At 34.2% G+C, this 1612-nt stretch carries 2 protein-coding genes and 1 pseudogene; 2 read left to right on the forward strand and 1 reads right to left on the reverse strand.

Going from position 1 to position 1612, the window contains the following annotated elements; genetic code table 11:
- A partial coding sequence (locus ACN6NE_RS02550; protein WP_474324345.1) for a YsnF/AvaK domain-containing protein occupies nucleotides 1–875 on the reverse strand: 875 nt, incomplete at its 3' end.
- Between the two features lie 177 nt (nucleotides 876–1052).
- On the opposite strand from ACN6NE_RS02550, the pseudogene ACN6NE_RS02555 reads away from it, so the two are divergent.
- Together ACN6NE_RS02555 and ACN6NE_RS02560 are read left to right on the forward strand one after the other, a co-directional pair.
- Nucleotides 1053–1250 (forward strand): annotated as a pseudogene (locus ACN6NE_RS02555) (KGG domain-containing protein); the annotation flags it as partial.
- A gap of 95 nt (nucleotides 1251–1345) precedes the next feature.
- Nucleotides 1346–1543: a spore coat protein gene (locus tag ACN6NE_RS02560; RefSeq protein WP_128820833.1), complete on the forward strand. Its 198-nt coding sequence runs from the start codon at nucleotides 1346–1348 to the stop codon at nucleotides 1541–1543.
- The last annotated feature ends 69 nt before the right edge of the window (nucleotides 1544–1612 follow it).

Genomic DNA, 1612 nt, shown 5'->3' on the forward strand with positions numbered 1-1612 from the left:
GATGTCAGAGGCCTCTCTTGATTTTTAATATTTACTTCTTCTTTCTTTAAAGTCTCCGATACTTTTTCATTTTTCTCTTTTCGTCGTTTACCTACAACTACTTCTTCTGTTACGACTGGTTCCTTTGATACGGTCACTTTTTCTTCTTCGAGAGGGATACGAACCGTCTCTTCGTCTTCTCTAATCTGCGTATTGGTTCTTTTATCAGATACAGGACGGCGTTCTACATATACTTCATCATGCTCGACAGGGATATTAACGGTTTCTTCTTTCTGAAGAACATCCTTATCGACTTGAATTTCTCCTGTTTGGACGCGTTCTTTATCTACATGTAATTGTTCTTCTTTTAGCTCAATATGTTCTTCTGCATTGTTAGGAACATTCTTTTCATGCTCACGATGTTCTCCATATAATGATTGATCATAAACAGAGTCACCTTTCGCAAAAGCAGAATCCTCTCTATTTCCTAAAAACGGATTTGTTTTTGTTCCTCCATTCGCTCTTACTAACAATAATACTTTTCCTTTTTGTAAATCATCTGCATAAGACCCTGCTTCTGTAAGAGGGACACCTAAGTTAATTAAACGCTTTTCTACTCGTGCTTTATCTTTATGAGTCTCTTGATGGTGATCTGGTGAAAACATATGTTTAATTTTATCCATAATCGATTCATCTTCATGAGTTTGTTCTGTAGTTTCAATCTTCTTTACGTCAATTCCTTCTTTGCTTTCAATTTCTAAATAGTCCTCTTTATCGATATCTTTGCTAGTGACCAGGGAGAGGTCCTTCTCTTGAAATCCTTGGGTTTTTAAATTTTGAATAGCTGTTACGACTGCTTCTTCGTTATCGTACGTACCTATTACATTTTTAGTCATGAGTAGTTCCTCCTCTTAGTATAGAAAATAGTTTATATAAATGGATTCATTTATGCTATCTGTAATACCCCAGTCTCTTTTTCTAAAACATTCAAAAAATTAGACAATCATTGTTTAAATGGAAATGAGTTGGGAATATAATTCACAAGTCAAAAAAAGCATAAGGAGGAAACAAACATGGCAAAGAATAAGGAAAATGAAAAAATGAGTAGAGAAGAAGCTGGACGAAAAGGTGGAGAAACTACATCTAAAAATCATGATAAGGAGTTTTTCCAAGAGATTGGAGAAAAGGGTGGAAAAGCTACATCTAAGAACCAAAGCAAAGAGTTTTTCCGAGAAATTGGTGAAAAAGGCGGAAAAGCCAGCAATAAAAATTCTAACAATTAAAACCTCTACAAAATAGCTTGGCTAGGTAATGGTTTATACACATAGGATTTTTAAAAAATACAATGACACGGAGGAATTGAGACATGACAAAAAAATTAGCTATGCACGAGACGCTAGAAGTTCATGAAATCTTAACACTTAAAACATCGTGTGTAACGAAAGGCACAGCAATGTTGGAATTAGTAAAAGATGAAAAATTAAAAAAAATTCTTGAAGAAGACGTGCAAACGTCTACTAAAGCAATTGATGAATTACAAAAAATATTAAAGAAAGCTCAATAACAGGAGGGATCGAGGAATGGCTACTAAAAGTATGCTTAACAAAACATTAGATGATCTTGCTATTGCTAC

The organism is Priestia sp. 53B2, assembly GCF_056099005.1.

Excerpts from the sequence above, each read along its gene's own strand:
- ACN6NE_RS02560 (WP_128820833.1), top strand. The coding sequence starts at position 1,346 with ATGACAAAAAAATTAGCTATGCACGAGACGCTAGAAGTTCATGAAATC.